At 68.5% G+C, this 18,040-nt stretch carries 15 protein-coding genes; 8 read left to right on the top strand and 7 right to left on the bottom strand.

The window, feature by feature from the left end; genetic code table 11:
- Window position 1: 1 nt before the first annotated feature.
- From QE363_RS08085 to pobA, 6 genes are read right to left on the bottom strand one after another with little or no spacing between them, the layout of a single operon-like run.
- Window positions 2–1,150, bottom strand: coding sequence for a lyase family protein (locus QE363_RS08085; RefSeq protein ID WP_309694125.1), 1,149 nt, complete (start codon window positions 1,148–1,150; stop codon window positions 2–4).
- A complete protein-coding gene (gene pcaG / locus QE363_RS08080; protein WP_309694123.1) occupies window positions 1,147–1,842 on the bottom strand; it encodes a protocatechuate 3,4-dioxygenase subunit alpha in 696 nt (231 codons plus the stop codon). The genes QE363_RS08085 and pcaG overlap by 4 nt, the downstream gene beginning before the upstream one ends.
- Complete coding sequence (pcaH, locus tag QE363_RS08075) at window positions 1,832–2,539, bottom strand: protocatechuate 3,4-dioxygenase subunit beta (RefSeq protein WP_309694121.1); 708 nt, start codon at window positions 2,537–2,539, stop codon at window positions 1,832–1,834. Before pcaH ends, pcaG begins: the two co-directional genes overlap by 11 nt.
- Complete coding sequence (locus QE363_RS08070; RefSeq protein ID WP_309694118.1) at window positions 2,536–3,174, bottom strand: 3-oxoacid CoA-transferase subunit B; 639 nt, start codon at window positions 3,172–3,174, stop codon at window positions 2,536–2,538. Before QE363_RS08070 ends, pcaH begins: the two co-directional genes overlap by 4 nt.
- Window positions 3,171–3,884, bottom strand: coding sequence for a CoA transferase subunit A (locus tag QE363_RS08065; protein WP_309694115.1), 714 nt, complete (start codon window positions 3,882–3,884; stop codon window positions 3,171–3,173). The genes QE363_RS08070 and QE363_RS08065 overlap by 4 nt, the downstream gene beginning before the upstream one ends.
- Window positions 3,881–5,068, bottom strand: a complete 1,188-nt coding sequence (gene pobA, locus QE363_RS08060) for a 4-hydroxybenzoate 3-monooxygenase (RefSeq protein WP_309694112.1) — start codon at window positions 5,066–5,068, stop codon at window positions 3,881–3,883. Before pobA ends, QE363_RS08065 begins: the two co-directional genes overlap by 4 nt.
- 127 nt (window positions 5,069–5,195) lie before the next feature.
- Between pobA and QE363_RS08055 the strand changes: the two genes are divergently transcribed.
- Window positions 5,196–6,071, top strand: coding sequence for a helix-turn-helix domain-containing protein (locus QE363_RS08055; protein WP_309694108.1), 876 nt, complete (start codon window positions 5,196–5,198; stop codon window positions 6,069–6,071).
- 39 nt (window positions 6,072–6,110) lie between these two features.
- Here the strand turns inward: QE363_RS08055 and QE363_RS08050 are convergent, their stop codons facing one another.
- A complete protein-coding gene (locus QE363_RS08050; RefSeq protein WP_309694104.1) occupies window positions 6,111–7,040 on the bottom strand; it encodes a helix-turn-helix domain-containing protein in 930 nt (309 codons plus the stop codon).
- 365 nt (window positions 7,041–7,405) lie between these two features.
- On the opposite strand from QE363_RS08050, the gene QE363_RS08045 reads away from it, so the two are divergent.
- The 7 genes from QE363_RS08045 (at window position 7,406) to QE363_RS08015 (ending at window position 18,035) form a co-directional block, all read left to right on the top strand.
- Window positions 7,406–10,192 carry a TonB-dependent receptor domain-containing protein gene (locus QE363_RS08045; RefSeq protein ID WP_309694099.1) on the top strand — a complete coding sequence of 929 codons (2,787 nt, stop codon included), beginning with the start codon at window positions 7,406–7,408 and terminating at the stop codon, window positions 10,190–10,192.
- A gap of 57 nt (window positions 10,193–10,249) precedes the next feature.
- Window positions 10,250–11,224 (top strand): hypothetical protein, encoded by a 975-nt coding sequence (locus QE363_RS08040; protein ID WP_309694097.1) that lies wholly within the window; start codon window positions 10,250–10,252, stop codon window positions 11,222–11,224.
- A 127-nt stretch (window positions 11,225–11,351) separates the two neighbouring features.
- A complete protein-coding gene (locus QE363_RS08035; RefSeq protein WP_309694094.1) occupies window positions 11,352–12,344 on the top strand; it encodes a carbon-nitrogen hydrolase family protein in 993 nt (330 codons plus the stop codon).
- Entirely contained in the window at window positions 12,341–13,618 is a 1,278-nt protein-coding gene (locus tag QE363_RS08030) for an MFS transporter (RefSeq protein ID WP_309694092.1), read from the top strand. Before QE363_RS08035 ends, QE363_RS08030 begins: the two co-directional genes overlap by 4 nt.
- Window positions 13,619–13,673: 55 nt before the next feature.
- The gene (locus QE363_RS08025; RefSeq protein ID WP_309694088.1) at window positions 13,674–15,131 is read left to right on the top strand and encodes an aldehyde dehydrogenase family protein; all 1,458 of its coding nucleotides are present in this window, start codon (window positions 13,674–13,676) and stop codon (window positions 15,129–15,131) included.
- 68 nt (window positions 15,132–15,199) lie between these two features.
- Complete coding sequence (locus QE363_RS08020; RefSeq protein WP_309694085.1) at window positions 15,200–16,912, top strand: thiamine pyrophosphate-requiring protein; 1,713 nt, start codon at window positions 15,200–15,202, stop codon at window positions 16,910–16,912.
- A 1-nt stretch (window position 16,913) separates the two neighbouring features.
- Window positions 16,914–18,035, top strand: a complete 1,122-nt coding sequence (locus QE363_RS08015) for an alpha-hydroxy-acid oxidizing protein (RefSeq protein ID WP_309694081.1) — start codon at window positions 16,914–16,916, stop codon at window positions 18,033–18,035.
- The last annotated feature ends 5 nt before the right edge of the window (window positions 18,036–18,040 follow it).

The following is an 18,040-nucleotide window of genomic DNA, read 5'->3' as shown; positions in this document are numbered from 1 at the left end:
ATCAGTTCCCTTCCAGTCCCGGAGCCAGCAATTCGGCGATGATGGCCGCGCTTTCGCCCAGGTCGTCGCCCATGCCCGCGCTGGCCAGATTGCGCGCCACCGCCGCGCGGTCGATCTCCAGCCCCTCGGCCACCACCGCCATCGCAGCGGCGCTGCCCGAGGCGAGCAGGAACAGCTCGGCCAGGACCGGACCCTCCGCCTGCCAGCCGCCGAGCCCGCGTTCCTGTTCCTGCGGCATCCCCGCCAATAGCGCGGCGACGAGGCCCGGCGCGCGGATCGCGGCGGACAGCGCGACCTGACAGCCGGTCGGATTGCGCTTGTGCGCCATCGCCGAGGAACCGCCGCGTCCGGCGATCGCGGGCTCCCGCGCCTCGCCGACGCCGTTCTGCGCCAGCAGCGACACGTCGCGGGCCAGCTTGCCCAGCGTGCCGATCAGGATGCCGATCGCCGCGCCGATCGACGCCACTCCCGTCCGGCGCGCATGCCAGGGCGCCCCCGTCATCAACCCGAGGGCATCCGCCATATGCGCCGCGATGGCCGCGCCCTGCCCGCCCGATCCGGCGCGCGTTCCCGCCGCGCCGCCGAACTGGATGAGGGCATGGCGTTGCACCGCCTCTTCCACTTGATCGAGCGCCTCGGCGATCCCCGCCGCAGCCTGCGCCAGCCGCAGGCCAAAGGCGACCGGGATCGCGTCCTGAAGCAGCGTGCGCCCGATCGCCGGGGTCGCACGATGAGTCGCCGCGAGGTCCGCCAAGGCCGCGACCACCCGGCGGGCATCGCGCGCGACCAGGGGAAGCGCGGCGCGGACCTGCATCATCAGCGCGCTGTCCGCCGCATCCTGGCTGGTCGCGCCGTGATGCAGGGCCTTGGCGGCCTCGCCCGATAACGTACCGCGCAGCTGTGCTACCAGCGGAATGGCCAGCGTCCCGGCCAGCGCCGCCTCTTCGGCCAGTTCGGCCGGATCGATCCGGACCTGGGAGACACCCTTGGCGATGGCCTCCGCCACCGCTGCCGGGATCAGCCCATGGGCGGCCTGTGCCTGTGCCAGCGCCACCTCGAAGGCGCAGGCATGGGCGATGGTCGCCGCATCGTCGAACACCGCGATCATCTCCGGCGTCGCGGCCGGGCGGAGGCGCAACAGGCTGGTCACAGGTCGAACATCACCGTTTCGCGTTCCCCCTGCAGGACGAGGTCGAGCGACCAGACGCCCGGCGCGCCCTGCACCGCGATCAGCGTGGTGCGACGCTCCGGCGGGACGAGCGCGAGGACCGGATCGGTGTCATTGCCGTCCGCCCCCTCGAAATAGAGGCGGGTCGCCAGCCGCCTGAGCAGCCCGCGCGCGAAGATCGACACGGCCAGATGCGGCGCCTGAAGGCCATCAGCCAGTCCCGGCACCCGGCCGGGCATGATCGTGCGGAAACGGAAGCGGCCCTCCTCATCGGTCGCGGACCGGCCGAAGCCGACGAAATGCGGATCGATCGGCACCTCCTGCCGGGCATCGTCCAGGCTGCGATAGCGACCCGCCGCATTGGCCTGCCATATCTCGACCATCGCATCGGGCACCACGGCGCCCTGTCCGTCGAGCACGCGGCCGGTGACCTCGATGACCCGCCCCTCGGGCGTGCCGGTGGGCGAGGAGAGGTTCAGCACATAATGCGCCTCCGGCATCAGTTCGGGCCGCGCGCCCATGTCGGACCGGCCGACCAGGTCCGCGCCGCCCCGCCAGGGCAGGCCGTAGTGGAAGAACGGCCCGACCGTCTGGCTGGGCGTCTGGCCGAACAGCGCCGGGTCCTGATTGTCGGCGCGCGCCTGGGGGCGCAGGTCGGCGGGATCAATGGTCATGATGATCCTCCTCGAAGGGCGTCTGCTCGCGTCCCTTCAGCACCACGTCGAACCGATAGCCGAGCGCCCAGTTGGGCTCGGTGACATCCATGTCCAGCCGCGCGACCAGCCGCTGGCGGTACGGCATGGGCACCGCATTGGCGATCGGATCGATCTCGATCAGCGGGTCGTCGGGGAAATAGAGTTGCGTCACCAGCCGCGTCGCAAAGGCGGGGCCCAGCAGCGAGAGATGGATATGCGCGGGCCGCCAGGCATTGCGGTGATTGCCCCAGGGATAGGCGCCGGGTCGCACCGTGACGAAGCGATACCGTCCCTCCGCATCGGTCACCACCCGCCCCGCGCCGGTGAAGTTCGGGTCGTGCGGCGCGTCCCACTGGTCCTTGGCATGGATATAGCGACCGGCAGCATTGGCCTGCCAGATTTCCATGACGGTATCGGGCACCGCGCGCCCCTGTTCGTCCAGCACGCGGCCCGCGACGATGATCCGCTGGCCCAGCGGCTCGGCCTTGTGCTGCTTCGTCAGGTCGGCGAGCGCCGATCCCATCAGCCGGTCCCAGCAGCCGCCAGGCCCGGTCGTCTCGGTCAGCGTCGGCGGGATCGCGATCGGCGGCCGAAGCGGCGCCCGCGTCGCCGTGGAGCGATAGTCGGGCACCAGCAGCGGCGGCGCGCCCGCATCATCCCTGGTATAGCCGATCATGCCAGCTGCTCCGCGAAGGGCGCACCCGTCTTGGCGCGCACCTCGTCCAGCGTCACGCCGGGCGCCAGTTCGATCAGCCGCAGCCCCGGCTTGTCGCACGCCATCACGCACAGGTCGGTGACGATCAGGTCGACACAGGCCTTGCCGGTCAGCGGCAGGGTGCATTCGGGCAGGATCTTGGGGGTGCCGGACTTGCTGGCATGGTCCATCACCACGACGATGCGCTTGACGCCCGCGACCAGGTCCATCGCGCCGCCCATGCCCTTCACCATCTTGCCCGGTATCGTCCAGTTGGCGATGTCGCCACCGGCCGACACCTCCATCGCGCCCAGCACCGCCATGTCGATATGGCCGCCCCGGATCATCGCGAAGCTGTCCGCGCTGGAAAAGAAGCTGGAGGTCGGCAGCGTGGTCACCGTCTGCTTGCCCGCATTGATCAGGTCGGGGTCCGCCTCGCCCTCATAGGGGAAGGGCCCGATGCCCAGCAGGCCATTTTCCGACTGAAGCGTCACGTCGATCCCGGCGGGCACATGGTTGGCGACCAGGGTCGGGATGCCGATACCGAGATTGACGTAGAATCCGTCCTGAAGCTCGCGCGCGGCGCGCGCCGCCATTTCGTCGCGGGTCCAGCTCATGCCGCATCCTCCCGTGCGCGGGTCGTCAGCTTCTCGATCCGCTTCTCGTTGATGGTCGAGCGGACGATCCGGTCGACGAAGATGCCGGGCGTGTGGATGCAATCGGGGTCGAGCGCACCCGCTTCGACGATCTCCTCCACCTCGACCACGGTCACCTTGCCGGCGGTCGCCATGTTCGGGTTGAAGTTGCGCGCGGTCTTGCGGAACATGAGGTTCCCCGCCGGGTCCGCCTTCCACGCCTTGATGATCGACAGGTCGGCGCGCAGCCAGGTCTCGCGGACATAATCCTGCCCGTCGAACGTCTCGACCGGCTTGCCCTCGGCCACCACCGTACCGACGCCGGTCTTGGTGTAGAAGGCCGGAATGCCCGCACCGCCCGCCCGGATCCGCTCGGCCAGCGTGCCTTGCGGGTTCAGTTCCAGCGCCAGATCGCCCGACAGATATTGCTGCTCGAACAGCTTGTTCTCGCCGACATAGCTCGAGATCATCTTGGCGACCTGGCGGCTTTCCAGCAACATCCACAGGCCGAACCCGTCCGCGCCCGCATTGTTGGAAATGACGGTCAGGCCCGTCACCCCGCTTGCGCGGACCTCCGGGATCAGGCTTTCGGGATTGCCCGATAGGCCGAAACCGCCCGACATGATCGTCATGCCGTCGAACAGCAGCCCAGCCAGCGCGGCCGCGGGGCTGTCATAGATCTTGCTCTTCATGCCATCTCCAGGGGCAGGCCCACATAATTCTCGGCGAGCGTCCGCTGCGCGGCGGGCGAACCGCGCAGATATTCCAGCTCGGCCATCTGGATGCGCCGGTCGAAGCCATCCATCGTCGGGAAACGGTGGGTCACCGAGGTGAACCACCAGGAAAAGCGCTCCGCCTTCCACACCCGCGCCAGCGCACGGGCCGAATAATGGTCGATCCCCGCATCCGACCGTTCGTGATAATGTTCGGTCAGCGCACGACCCAGCATCGTCACGTCGGACACGGCCAGGTTCATGCCCTTGGCCCCCGTCGGCGGCACGATATGCGCCGCGTCCCCGGCCAGGAACAGCCGCCCCCAGCGCATCGGCTCGGCGACGAACGAGCGAAGCGGCGCGATCGCCTTTTCGAAGCAGGGTCCGCGCGTCACCCTGGCCGCCATGTCCGGGCCGAGGCGGACGCAAAGCTCGTCCCAGAAGCGATCGTCGGACCATTGCGCCAGGTCCTCGTCCAGCGCACACTGGACATAATAGCGGCTGCGCGTCGACGAGCGCATCGACGCCAGCGCGAAGCCGCGTTCGTGATTGGCATAGATGAGTTCGTGATCGGCGGGCGGGACATCGGCCAGCACGCCCAGCCAGCCAAAGGGATAGACCCGCTCGAACACCCGCAGGACGTCGGCCGGGATGGCCGCGCGACTGATGCCGTGAAAGCCGTCGCAGCCGACCACGAAGTCGCAATCGAGCCGGTGTTCCGCGCCATCCTGCCGCCAGGTCACGCTCGGCCGATCGCCGTCCAGCCCGGACAGGGCGACGTCCGCCGCGTTCCAGACGATCGACACGCCGCGATCCTCGGCGGCGTCGAACAGGTCGCGCATCACCTCCTGCTGGCCATAGACGGTGACGGTCGATCCGCCCGTCAGCGCCGCCATGTCGATGCGGAAGACCTCGCCATCGAGCGCCAGATTGGTGCCGCCATGGACCAGCCCCTCGCGCTCCAGCCGCGCCGACAGGCCCAGCCGCCGCATCAGCGCGACCGTCCCCTGTTCCAGCACGCCCGCGCGGACCCGTCCCTCAACATAGGAACGGTCGCGTCGCTCGATCACGACGGCGTCGATCCCTTCGGCGTGGAGCAGATGGGCCAGGAACATGCCCGCCGGTCCCGCCCCGATTATCGCCACCTGTGTCCGGTGCCTCATATCCATCCTCTCGACTGTCGGCCTGTTCGCCGACTTGTGCCGATCATGCGCTTTGCGATGGCGGCGCACGATGGACGGGGCGCGCAAAAAGTTGGACGATCCGGTTGCCGCGCAATAGCATGGCCGGATGGTGTCCGCGGCCATTCCCAGCTTCTATCTCTATGGCGAACCGCACCGCGCGGTGGAGGAGGGCTTCGTTCATGCCGAACGGCTGGACAGCCGTTCGCGCCCGCATGAATGGACGATTCTGCCGCACGCCCATGCCGATCTGGTCCAGCTCTTCCTGCTGGAAGAAGGCGGCGGCACCATGCGCGCCGAGACGAAGAGCCTGGCCGTCAGCGCGCCCGCGCTGGTGATCGTACCGGCGGGGATCGTGCATGGTTTCGACTGGCATCACGAGTCGGCGGGCGCGGTCGTGACCTTGTCGGTCCGGCATCTGACGCTGCTCGACAGCCGCTATCCGGGGCTCGCCGCCGTCTTCGAACAGGCCGGGGTCATCGGTTCGGACGATATGCCGACCGACCGGATCGGCGCGCAGATCGCGACGCTGATGCGCGAGCTGCTATGGTCGGGACCGGGGCACCGCGCGGCGGTCGATGCCGCGTTGCTGACAATCCTGGTCGAGACGCTGCGCTCGCTCGACAGGATGCGCGACCATGCCCCCGCCATCCCCGGCCATCACCACAGCCTGGTCGCCCGCTTCCGCGCCAGGATCGACGAGCGTTTCCGCCTGCGCGAGCCGATCGCCGATTATGCCGAGGCGTTGGGGACCAGCGAAAGCCGCCTGCGCGTCGCCTGCGCGCGGGTCGCGGCGCTGTCACCCGCCGCGATGCTGGACCAGCGCGCCATGCTCGATGCCAAGCGCGCGCTTCTCTATACCAATATGTCGGTGGCGGAGGTCGGCTATGCGATCGGCTTTTCCGACCCGGCCTATTTCACCCGCTTCTTCAGCCGCCATGCGGGCGTGTCTCCCACCGCCTATCGCAAGGCGGCGGGCGACTGACGCCCGGAGGCGGCATCGGCCATTCCGGCGGAGTGGAAGTCAGCCCCGTGCGTAATCGCGCGGGGTCATGCCGTATTTCTCCTTGAAGGCGCGGCTGAAATGCGCGGGATCCTTGAACCCGCAATCATAGGCGACCGACGTGACGGACGACCGATAGGCAAGATTGCCGCGAAGGTCGCGCTTGGCCTTTTCCAGCCGGAGGTGCCAGATCCGTTCCGACAGCGACCGTTCGCTTTCCGCGAACAGCTTGCGCAGATAGCGCTCCGACAAGCCGAAGGTTTCCGCGACGCGCTCGCACGTCAGCGTCTCTTCGCAGAAATGCGTGTCGACGAACTGGACGATACGGGTCATCAGCACATGCCGCTGTTCGCGCAGCGGCGGGCGCCGGTCGGAGGTCTGCTCGGTGAAGGCCGCACCGACCAGATCGATCAGCGCACCATGGAGCGCGGGCGCGCTGCGGGGATCGATATGGCCCAGCTGATCCTCGAGATCGCAGATAAAGCGTGCCGCCAGCCGTCCGGTGCCCCGCGCGCCCGAGATGGGGCAAGCGGTCAGATCATCCAGGCTGCGGATCTGGCGGGCCATGTCCTTGCGGCTGAGCCGCAAGACGGTCTGGACGAACGGCTCCTCCACGAAGAAATCATAGGGCCGCGTGCTGTCGTAGATCGCCATGTCGCCGACCTGAAGACGCGCCTCGCGGCTGCCCTGACAGATCGTCACCCGGCCCTCGACCAGCACGGTCAGCAGGACATATTCGTCATGGTCGGATGCGATCCGGCGGCGATCGCGCGAGACATGGTGGCGCCCGGCGGCGACCTTGGCGATGCGGGTTCCCAACAGGTCGCAACTGCTGATCGAGGCGTGGAACGGGCCGTCGTCCGCGCGCGCGCAATCGAGATCGACGATCTGTTCGCGCACCGTCTCCCGCCAAGCGGCAAAGCTGACGGCATCGACCTGCCTGCGCTTCATGCTTTCAACGTCCACGATGCATCCTCGTGTGCCGGAGGGCTGAAGGAGCGATGCTCTCATAGGGACCGGTTCGGCCGCAAGCCCTTATTCCATGACCCGACCGCCAGCACCCCGATCGGCCCCCAGGGACGCCAGCCCCCCTGTCCTGCGCCGCTCCAAACCTGAAAACAGGCCGTCCCGTACAAGTTTTTCCGATCGTCCTCGCAGACTATCCGTCTTGTGGGTCGGGCTTTGCAGGTTCGCACCATAAGCCGACATCCAGCCCGAAAGAGGCTCGAGCGGCGCCGTCAGGAGGTCCTGGTTCATAGGAAGGGGGCGTTATGCGCGTGCAATATAGTTCGATGTTATTGGCCGGTGTTTCCCTGATGGCGTTGCCGCACGCGGCACTAGCGCAGGAGGCGACACCCACGACCGCCACCGGGATCGAGGCCCAGGCCAGCCCGGCGAACGACGGCGCCGATGGGCAGAAGGACATCGTCGTCACCGGATCGCGCGTGGTACGCGACGGCAGCAAGTCGCCCAGCCCCGTGACCGTCCTGAGCGCGGGCGAACTGACCCGCACCGCGCCCAGCAACATCGCCGACGGGCTCAACCAGCTGCCGCAGTTCAGCAATTCGGTCAGCCAGACCAGCTATGGCCAGACCAACGCCAACACGCCCAGCAACGGCAACTATCTGAACCTGCGCGGCATCGGGCCCGCGCGCGCGCTGATCCTGTTCGACGGGCGGCGGTTGCCGCCGACCAGCTTCGACGGCAGCGTCGACGTCAACACCCTGCCCCAGATGCTGGTCCAGCGCGTCGACGTGGTCACGGCCGGTGCGTCGGCGACCTATGGTTCGGACGCGGTCAGCGGCGTGGTCAACTATGTCCTCGACAAGACATTCACGGGCGTCAAATACACGCTGCAAAAGGGCGTCTCGACGCGCGGCGACGCGCCCAGCCTGCGCGCGGGCGTGGCGGTCGGGACGGGGCTGCTCGGCGACCGGGCGCACCTGATCGCGAGCTTCGAACATTACGACTCGGCCGGTATCTTCAGCCGCTACGACCGACGCTATGCGGGCAATCTCTACAGCCTGGTCGGCGCCGGGACCGCCGCCAATCCCTATGTCACCGCGGCCAACACCCGGCTGAGCTTCTCGTCGTTCGGCGGCCTGTTGCCTGCGCTTGGCCTCGCCTTCCAGCCGGGCGGCGCGCTGACCGCGTTCAACGGGGGGACGGCGACGGGCAATCCGTCGATCAATATCGGCGGCGACGGGGCCTATTTCGATCAGCTCGGCCTGACCGGCAGCCTGAAGACCAACCAGGCCTTTGCGCGCCTGTCGATGGACGTCGCGCCGGGCGTCAACGCCTTCGTCCAGGGCAGCTACGCCGACTCGCGCAATATCGGCTATTACGGCTCCGACTTCCATTTCGGCAGCATCCTGTTCTCGCCCACCAACGCCTTCCTGTCGGCGCAGCAACAGGCGCAGCTCACCGCCGCGTCGGGCGGCGCGCCGATCACGATGTCGCGCTATAGCCGCGATCTGGGCCAGCGCGTGTCCGACGCGTTCAACCGCAGCTACAATGTCACGGCGGGCGTCGACGGACGCTTCGGCGATTATCGCTGGAACCTGGCATATTCCCATGGCCGCACCCAGCTCGACGTGAAGGGGCTGGAGGTCAACAACCAGAAATTCTACGCCGCGCTCGACGCGGTGAGGGACGGCAGCGGCAACATCGTCTGCCGGGTCAGCCTGACCAATCCCGGTCTCTATCCGGGCTGCGTTCCGCTCAACCTGTTCGGAGAGGGTTCGCCGTCGGCCGCGGCGGTCGCCTATGTCAACGACTATTCGCGCTACCGCGTCGTCAACGAACTGGACGTGGTCAGCGGCTCGATCTCGGGTTCGCCCTTCTCGTCATGGGCGGGGCCCGTGTCGGTGGCGGTCGGCGGCGAATATCGGCGCCAGTCGCTGGTCGAGACCAGCAATTCCGATCCCGGCGTGGCGACCGACTTCACCGGCATCCGTTTCGTGCCCAGCGGGACGCTCGGCCACAGCTTCACGAACGTCGGCAGCGCCAAGGGCCGTTACGACGTCAAGGAGGTGTTCGGCGAGGTCGACATTCCGCTGGCCAAGGACAGCGCGCTCGGCCGTTCGCTCAACCTGAACGGTGCGGTCCGCTATACCGACTATAGCACCAGCGGCGGCGTGACGACGTGGAAGGCGGGCCTGGTCTATCAGCCGGTCGACGATCTGGTCATCCGGGCGACGCGTTCGCGCGACATCCGGGCGCCCACCCTGTACGACCTGTTCGCCTCGCGCTCGATCAACGTCTTCGGCTTGTCGATCCCCGGCGTGGGCAATTTCCCCACCCAGGCGATCTCGGGCGGCAACGCCGCGCTCAAGCCCGAGAAGGGGCTGACCACCAGTGCGGGCTTCGTCTATTCGCCCTCCTGGCTGCCCGGCGCCCGCCTCGCCATCGACTATTTCGACCTGAAGCTGCGCGATGCGATCACCGTGCAGGACGCGCAACAGGCCTATGACGATTGCCAGGCCAGCGGTGGAAACGCCCCGGTGTGCAACCTGATCGTCCGTACGTCCGGCTCGACCGTCCCCACGGCCATCCTGGTTTCGCCGCTGAACAGCGCCTCGCTGCGGACGCGGGGGTTCGATTTCGAATCCTCCTACACCTTCGGCGTAGGTCAGGGGCAACTGGCCCTGCGCGCCTTCGCCAGCTATGTCCCGGTGCTCAGGTTGCAGACGAGCGCGACGCAGCCGGCCGAGGAACTGGCGGGCACCGCGAACACCTCCGTCGGCGGCAACGGCGCGGGTTATCCCAAATGGCGGGGCAACCTGTCGGTGAACTACGCGAACGGCGGCTTCAACCTGAACGTGCAGGAACGCTGGATCGGCCGCTATGACCGCTCGACGCGGGCCAGCTATGTGATCGCCGACGCGTCCAACCGGATGCCGAACGTGTTCTACACCGATCTGAACATCAGCTACGATGTCGAGAGCGGCCGCTTCTCGCCCTTCATCAACGTGCGCAACCTGTTCGATCGACAGGCCCCGCTCTACGCCAGCGCGCTGCCGGGCCTGTCCTATCCGGCCAACCAGAGCCTGCACGACGTCGTCGGACGCTACGTCACCTTCGGCATTCGCGGCAAATTCTGATGGATCGGGGCCGATCGCGCGTCGGCCCCCTTTCCTTCCGCCAGAAAGGATCATTCGATGAAACCATGGTTCCCGGCCATTGCGGCGGTGGTGGCGGTGGCGACACCCGTTGCCGCCACGCCCCGCACGCCCGCATCCCCCGCGCCCGCCGCCCGTTCGGGCTGCGATCGCGGGTGCCTGCTCGACATGACGAACCGCTATCTGCTGGCGCTGGAGGCGCATGACGCCGCCCGCCTGCCCCTCGCCCCCGGCGCGATGGTGTATGAGAATGGCCGGCCCGGCCGGCTCGACGACGGCGTGTGGAAGGACGCCACGATCATCACCGGCCGATCGACGATCGTCGACCCGGAGGCCGGGCAGGCGATCTTCTTCGGCATCGTCCGCCGCAAGGACGCGGGGCAGGCGCTGTACGTCGCCCGGCTGAAGGTCGCCGACGGCCGGATCACCGAGGTCGAGCAGCTGACCGCGGGCAAGGACGACCTGCTCTTCAACCCGGACGGCGTTCATTTCCCCAAGCCGATCTGGTCCGACGTCCTGCCGCCGGAGGAACGCGTCCCCGCCGCCGAGCTGCGGCGCATCGCCAACCTGTATTTCCAGTCGATCCAGGAACATGATCCGACGATCGTGCCGTTCCATCCCGACTGCAACCGGACCGAAAACGGGACGCCGACGACCAATACCAACCGGCCCGACGTCATCACCTCCGACAGTTGCGACATCGGCGTCACCAAGTTCGGCTGGATCCCGGTGGTTCGCGAACGCCGCTTCCCGATCGTCGACACCGCGCGCGGCCTGGTCATCGGGATCAGCCATCTGGACGTGGTGCCCGGCATCAGCAGCAACAATGGCCCCAAGGCCGATGCGCCCTTCACCTTCGTGATCTATGAGATCTTCAAGATCGTCGACGGCCGCATCCTCGACATCGAATGCTTCATGATCACGCCCAAGGACCGGCGCTCGATCTGGCCGGTGGGGCCGTTCTACGAAAAGCTCCATCCCTATCGGCGGGCGGCCTCGCCCGCCGCGAAATAGCCCGCATGCGGCGGCGCGCCATGCCGGTCCGGGCCATTTTTCGGGCCGCAGGCGGCAAGCGCGGTTCGATGCCGCCGCTAGCCTTCATTCCATATCAGCGAGGGGGAAGAGTGCGTTGACGAAGCCCATGGTTCGGCTCGCCGTCGTACAGGCGGCGCCAGTCTATCTCGACGCGCAGGCGTCCACCGACAAGGCCATCGGCCTGATCGCCCAGGCGGCGGCGAACGGCGCGAAGCTGATCGCCTTTCCGGAAATCTGGATACCGGGTTATCCCTGGTGGATATGGCTAGGCGCACCGGCATGGGGCGCGCAGTTCCTGCCGCGCTACCACCGCAACGCCCTGGCCGCCGACGGCCCCGAACTGGGCCGCATCCGCGAGGCCGCCGCGCGGCATGGCATCCACTGCGTCATCGGCTATGTCGAGCGCGCCGACAGCACGCTCTACATCAGCCAGATGCTGATCGACGACACCGGCACGACAGTGTTCAACCGGCGCAAGCTGAAGCCGACCCATGTCGAGCGCACCGTGTTCGGCGAGGGCGACGGGTCCGACCTGAAGGTCGTCGACACCGCCATCGGTCGCCTGGGCGCGCTATGCTGCGCCGAGCATGTCCAGCCGCTGAGCAAGTTCGCCCTTTATGCGCAGGGCGAGCAGATCCATGTCGCCTCCTGGCCGTCCTTCACGCTCTACAAGGGCATCGCTTATGGTCTGAGCGCGGAGGCGAACCTGGCCGCCAGCCGCGTCTATGCGCTGGAGGGCGGATGCTTCGTCCTTCATGCGACCGGCGTGATGTCGCCCGACGTCTACGACACGTTGTGCGACACGCCCGACAAGGTGGCGTTGCTCAACGCGACCGGTGCGGTGCAGGGCGGCGGCAATTCCATGATCTTCGGACCCGATGGCCGCTCGCTGACCGAGCCGATGCCGGAGGATGAGGAAGGGCTGCTCTATGCCGATGCCGATTTCGACGCGATCGTCCATGCCAAGAGCGCACTCGATCCGACCGGCCATTATTGCCGCGCCGATGCGACGCGGTTGCTGCTGAACGCCCGGCCACGCCGCCCGGTGGAGCCGTTCGGCGCCCCCGTGCCCGACGCTGGCAAGTGGGAGGAACTATGACCCCCTCCCCCACCGCCGATGGCGGCGCCCTGAGCGGCGACCGTCGTTATGAGTTTCGCGCGATCGCGCTGCTCGCCTTGGGGTTCGGGCTGGTCGGGCTCGATCGCTGGCTGGTGATGCCGCTCGCGCCGCAGATCATGCGCGACCTGAAGCTGGATTATCAGGACCTCGGCAACCTGGCCGCGGCGGTCGGCCTGTCATGGGGCGTGTTCGCGATCGTAATGGGCAATCTGGCCGACCGCATCGGCCGCCGCCGGATCGTGATCGCCTCCGTGATCGGCTTCTCGCTGCTGTCGGGGGTCAGCGGACTGGCGGGCAGCCTGGCGATGCTGATGGTCGCGAGGCTGGCGATGGGCGTCGCGGAGGGGGCCTATTGTCCCGCGAGCTACGCCGCCGCGCTGGATGCGTCGCGGCCGGAGCGGCGCGGGCTCAATCTCGGCATCATCCAGGGGGCGTTCGCGCTGTTCGGGCTGGCGCTCGGCCCGATCATCGCCACGCAGCTGGTTGCGATCGTGCCGTCGTGGCGCGCCGTGTTCCAGATCGTCGCGGTGCCCGGCCTCGTGCTGGCGGGCGCGATGTTCGTGGTGCTGCGCGATCCTCCCCGCGCGGCCCGCCCCGCCGTGACGGCCGATCCCGCCCCCCGCGCATCGTGGCGCGACGTGCTGGCGCGGCGCAACGTGCGGGTCGCCATCCCGGCGATCTTCTGCTCGATGAGCGGGATCTTCGTCCTCGGCGCGATGACGCCGGTGTTCCTGACCGATGTCGTGCGGCTGGATGGTCCGCAAATGGGGCTGGTGATGTCGGGCCTGGGCTTTGGCGGTTTCGTCGGACAGATCGCGCTGTGCGGCATATCGGACGTGATCGGTCGCCGCCCCGCGCTGGTCGCCGCGTTCCTCGGCGGCGCGGCGGCGCTCGCCGCGCTGGTGCTGACCGCGCACACGCCGCTGCCGCTGTTCGCGCTGCTGTTCCTCGCCGCCTTTTGCTGCTGTGGCGCGAACGCGCTGCTGGCGGGGCCGGTGGCGGGTGAGGCCGTGCCCTATACGCTGTCCTCGACCGCGATGGGATTGGTGGTGGGGCTGGGCGAGATCTTTGGCGGCGGCATCGCGCCGAGCATCGCCGGGCGCATCGCCGTCACCACCGGGCTGCCGACGACGCTGCTCACCGTGTCAGGCGTTCTGGTCCTGGGCGCGGTCGCCAGCATCACACTGATCGAGACCGCGCCGCGGCGCGGCCATGGGGCGGCCCGCCCCGAAACGCCCGCCATCGCCGTTTGAGGCCCGGCCCGCGACCGGCATAGCACGGACCGACAAGGAAAAAGGGAGTGAGAGGATGACCCGCTACAGCTTCGAGGCGCAATATATCGACGGGACATGGCGGCCCGGTTCGGGCGAGGAAACCATGGAGGACCGCAACCCCTATTCGGGCGAGTGCCTTCTCCGCCTGCGCGCCGCCGACCTCTCCGACGTCGATGCCGCCTATCGGGCCGCCGCCAAGGCGCAGCGGGAATGGGCGCAAACGCCTCCGGCGGTCCGGGCCGACCTGTTCCGGCGTGTCGCGAATATCGTCCAGGCCCGGCGCGACGAGATCATCGACTGGCTGGTCGCTGAATCGGGCTCCACCCGGATCAAGGCCGGGATCGAATGGCAGGCGGTGATGGGCGGCCTGAACGAGGCCGCGTCGATCCCCTATCGCATCAACGGCCGCATCCTGCCGATCGACCTGCCCGACACCGAAAGCCGCGTCTATCGCCGCCCCATCGGCGTCGTCGGCGTGATCAGCCCGTGGAACTTCCCGCTCCACCTGTCGCACCGCACGATCGCGCCCGCGCTGGCGGTGGGCAATGCCGTGGTCGTCAAACCGGCCGAGGACACCCCCGTCACCGGCGGCCTGCTGCTGGCGCGCATCTATGAAGAGGCGGGACTGCCGCCCGGACTCTTCAACGTCGTCACCGGCAGCTCGCGCGTGATCGGCGACGGCTTCTGCACGCATGATGTCCCGCGCTTCCTGTCCTTCACCGGCTCGACCGGGGTGGGGCGGCGCATCGGCAGGCTGGCCATCGAGGCCCCGGTCATCAAGCGGGTCGCGCTGGAGCTGGGCGGCAACAACCCGTTCGTGGTGCTGGCCGATGCGGACCTAGACCAAGCGGCGCAGGCGGCGGCCTTCGGCCGGTTCCTGCACCAGGGCCAGATCTGCATGAGCACCAACCGCGTGATCGTGGAGGACAGCGTCCACGACGCCTTCCTCGAGAAGTTCGCCGCCTGCGCCGCGCGGCTGAAACATGGCGATCCGGCCGAGGCGGACACGCTGATCGGCCCGGCGATGAATGCGAAGCAACTGGCCGCGAACCTCGATCACCTCGCCGCCGCCAAATCCCGCTTCCGCCTGGTCCTGGGTGGCGAGCCGTCGGGCGCGGTCGTCCCGCCGCACATCTTCGCGGATGTCGACAATGACGATCCGCTGGCGCAGGCGGAGATGTTCGCGCCGATCGCCTTCGTCATCCGTGCGCGGGACGAGGCGCATGCGCTCGAACTCGCCAACGCCACCGATGCGGGCCTGTCCAGCGCGGTCTTCACCCGCGACGAGGCGCGCGGGCTGCGCTTCGCCCATGGGCTCGACGTCGGGATGACGCATGTCAACGACATGACCGTCGCCGACATGCCGTTCAATCCGTTCGGCGGCGAGAAGAACAGCGGCATCGGCCGTTTCGGCGGCGACTGGATCGTGGAGGAGATGACCACAACGCATTGGGTGACGATCCGGCGCGGCGCGGTCGACTATATCCCCTGATCGCCGCCTCTTACCCCGACGACGACCCCCGCCGGGCGACCGGCGATGCGACAAGGCCCAGCCCCCCGATGTACACCACCTCCAGCGCCTTCCTCGATGCCCTGATCGAGCATGGCGTCTCCCATGTCTTCGCCAATCTCGGCAGCGATCACCCCGCGCTGGTCGAGGCGATCGCGGAGGCGCGCGCCGCCGGGCGGCCGATCCCGCGCATCGTCACCTGCCCCAATGAAATGGTCGGCATGAGCGCCGCGCACGGCTTCTGGCTGGCGAGCGGCGTGGCGCAGGCGGTGGTGGTGCATGTCGAATGCGGGACCCAGGCGCTGGCGGGCGCGGTCCACAACGCCGCCAAGGGGCGCGCCCCGATGCTGATCTTCGCGGGTGCGTCCCCCTTCACCCAGCATGGCGAGCTGAAGGGATCGCGCAACGAGTTCATCCAGTGGATCCAGGACGTCCATGATCAGCGCGGACTGGTGCGCGGCTATATGCGCTATGACAACGAGATCCGCACCGGGCGCAACGTCAAGGAACTGGTGCACCGCGCCTTTCAGTTCGCCGGTTCCGATCCGAAAGGCCCCGTCTATCTGATCGGCGCGCGCGAGGTGATGGAGGAAGAGGTCGCGCCGACCCCCGACGAGGCGGCGGCGTGGCGCTGCATCGGGCCGGGCGCGCTGCCGCCCGAAACGGTCGCCCTGATCGGCGAGGCGCTGCTGACAGCGCGACGGCCGCTCGTCGTCACGTCCTTTCTGGGCCGCAATCCGGCGGCGGTCGCGCCCCTGGTGACGCTGTGCGAGCGGCTGGGGATCGGGGTGCTCGAATCCGTGCCCAATGCGATGAACTTCCCGCACGGCCACCCGCTCTATCTCGGCAACCAATGGAATCAGCCGCAGCAGAATGCCGATCTGGCCGCGGCGGATATGGTGCTGGTGATTGACAGCGACGTGCCGTGGATTCCGACCGTGTCTGCGCCGGGCGATGCCGCGCGGATTTTCCACATCGATGTCGACCCGCTGAAGGAACAGATGCCGCTGTGGCGGATCGGAGCGGAGGCGGTGTGCCGCACCGATGCCGCGACCGCGCTCGCCCAGCTGAACGACTGGCTCGCCGCGCGGCCCTTCCCCGCCGCGCGCATCGAGGAGCGGCGCGCGCATTATGCCGATCGCCACGCGGCGCGCGAAGCGGTGCTGCGAACGCGCGAGGCGGTTCCGGCGGGAACCATCACGCCGGAATATTTCGTGTCGCGCCTGCGGGCGGCGCAAAGCGACGACATGCTCTTCGTCAACGAGGCGATCTCCAACTATGGCGTGGTGTTCGATCACCTGCGGCTCGACACGCCGGGGGCGATCTCCACGAGCGGCGGCGGATCGCTGGGGTGGAATGGCGGGGCGGCGATCGGCGTCCGGCTGGCCAGGCCCGATGCGACGGTGGTGGCGCTGACCGGCGACGGGTCGTTCCTGTTCACCGTGCCCAGCTCGGTGCACTGGATGGCGCGCCGCTATGACGCACCGTTCGTGCAGATCGTCTTCAACAATCGCGGCTGGAAATCGCCCAAGCTGTCGACGCTGGCGGTCCATCCTGACGGCTATGCCGCGCATGCCGACGATCTGGACACGTCGTTCGACCCCGCCCCCGATTATGTCGGCATCGCCGCCGCGTCGGGCGGCGCATGGGGGCGACAGCTTCGCGACCCGGCGGAGATCGACGATGCCATCGCCGAGGCGCTGCGGGTCGTGCGTGAGGAACGGCGCTGCGCCGTGCTGGACGTGTGGCTGGACCATCACTGACATGACTCGCGCGCTCATCACGCTCGACGATTATCGCGATGCCGCGCGTCGCCGGTTGCCGCGCATCGTGTTCGACTATCTGGAGGGCGGCGCCGGTTCCGAGCGCGGCCTTTCGCGCAACCGCGAGGCTTTCGCGCGGACCCGGCTGGTGCCGGATCGCCTGACCGATGTCTCGCAGCGTCGACAGGCGATCGCGCCGTTCGGCCGCCCCTGGGAAAGCCCGTTCGCGGTCGCGCCGATGGGCCTGACCGGCGTGGTGCGGCCGCAGGGGGACCTGATCCTGGCGCGGGCGGCGGCGCGGGCGGGCATCCCCTTCTGCCTGTCCACCGCCGCGACCAGCACGATCGAGGCGGTGCGCCGCGCCTCGGACGGGGAATTGTGGTTCCAGCTCTATGTCGTCCAGCGGGCGCTGGCGGATCGGCTGGTGGCCCGCGCGCGCGAGGCGGGGTGCACGACCCTGGTCCTCACCGTCGATGTCGCGGTGAATGGCGACCGGGTGCGCGACCGGCGCAACGGCTTCGGCGTTCCCCTGCGCATGACGCCGCGCATCCTGCTGGACGGCGTCCGCCATCCGGTCTGGTCGCTCCGGCAGGTGCGCCAGGGCTTTCCGCAACTCGCCCATTTCGTCGTCGCCGGTGACGGGGACGTGGAGGCGCAGGCCGCGCTGATGGCGCGCCAGATGGATGCGAGCTTCGACTGGACGGCGCTGGCGCGGCTTCGCGACGACTGGCGCGGCACGCTGATCGTCAAGGGCATCGTCTCCGCCGAGGATGCGCGGCATTGCGAACGGCTGGGGGTGGATGGTGTCGTCGTCTCCAACCATGGCGGCCGCCAGCTGGAGGACGCGCCCGCCCCCATCGACCTTCTGCCCGCCGTCGCGGACGCGTGCGGGCTGCCCGTGCTGATGGACAGCGGGGTTCGTGACGGTGCCGATGTGGTGAAGGCGATGGCTGCCGGTGCCAGGGGCGTGCTGGTCGGCCGCCCGCTGCTCTATGCCCTGGCGGCGGATGGCGAGCGCGGCGTCGATGCCGTACTCGCCATGCTGCGGCGGCAGGTCGATACGACGCTGGCGCTGCTTGGGACGCCCGACGTCACCCGACTGGAGCGCCGCCATTTGGCCTGAGGCGG

Source organism: Sphingomonas sp. SORGH_AS_0870, from assembly GCF_031453175.1.
Lineage (GTDB): Bacteria > Pseudomonadota > Alphaproteobacteria > Sphingomonadales > Sphingomonadaceae > Sphingomonas.
Note: the sequence above shows the minus strand (reverse complement) of the source record. Positions and strands in the feature narration are given on the sequence as shown.